General features: G+C 45.4%; 1 protein-coding gene. It reads left to right on the plus strand.

Going from position 1 to position 920, the window contains the following annotated elements; translation table 11 throughout:
* Positions 1–645 (plus strand): DNA adenine methylase (locus Xkoz_RS19210; RefSeq protein ID WP_099143523.1); only part of this gene is annotated, 645 nt, incomplete at its 5' end.
* Between the last annotated feature and the right edge of the window lie 275 nt (positions 646–920).

Consider the following 920-nt stretch of genomic DNA (forward strand, 5'->3'; position numbering starts at 1 on the left):
TTAACAAAAGAGACGGTTTATGTCGAGCCGTTTGCGGGCGGCATGAACATGGTGAGTCATATAAATGATTCTCACACGGGTACAGTTATTGCCTCTGATAGACACGAATATTTGATGGAAATGTGGATAGCGTTGTTATCTGGATGGCAACCACCGGAGCAAATATCACGAGAGCAGTATTACGCGGTGAAAAGCAACCCGGATGAAACACCACATCTCACAGGATGGGTGGGGTTCAACTGTAGTTACGCGGGTAAATGGTTTGATGGGTACGTGGGATCCGGGCGCGTCAAATCCGGGCGCGTTCGTGATTACCAATTGGAGGCTATCAACAACATTCAGCGACAGTTGATTAAGCTGAATGGCGTAATATTGCAGTGCTGCGATTACCGGGAATTAGATATACCCGATGGAGCCGTTGTTTATTGCGATCCGCCCTATGCGAATACGCGGCAATACCGCGATACATTTAACACGGCTGAGTTTTGGAATTGGGTGCGTGAGTTATCGCGCCGTTGCACTGTGTTTGTCAGCGAATACACTGCGCCTGATGATTTTGATTGTATTTGGTCGCGCGAAGTCATTAGTGGTATTTCTGGAACAAAAACGACATCAATTGAATCGCTATTTATGATGGAAACGTGACCGATACGTCATATTGGTCATATCAGCAACATAGTTTCTAATTCGCCGCCGCAATCACTCCCAGAACATCCGTATCTTTATTGCGATCGGCATCCTATTAACTCACGTGAGGTGAATGATGATTATCGAAGTCTCTATGCCAAAAAAATCTAACCGGATTGATAAGTCCCTTCACAACCTTGCGAAAGAAGGTAATGGTGATTTTAGAGCCGCCATTATTGATACGCTGATAGCCAAAGTCGTTGTTGCTGGCATCAGTGATGTGCATAGTTTGA

Origin of the sequence: Xenorhabdus kozodoii, assembly GCF_002632875.1 — a bacterium.
Taxonomy (GTDB): Bacteria; Pseudomonadota; Gammaproteobacteria; order Enterobacterales; family Enterobacteriaceae; genus Xenorhabdus; species Xenorhabdus kozodoii.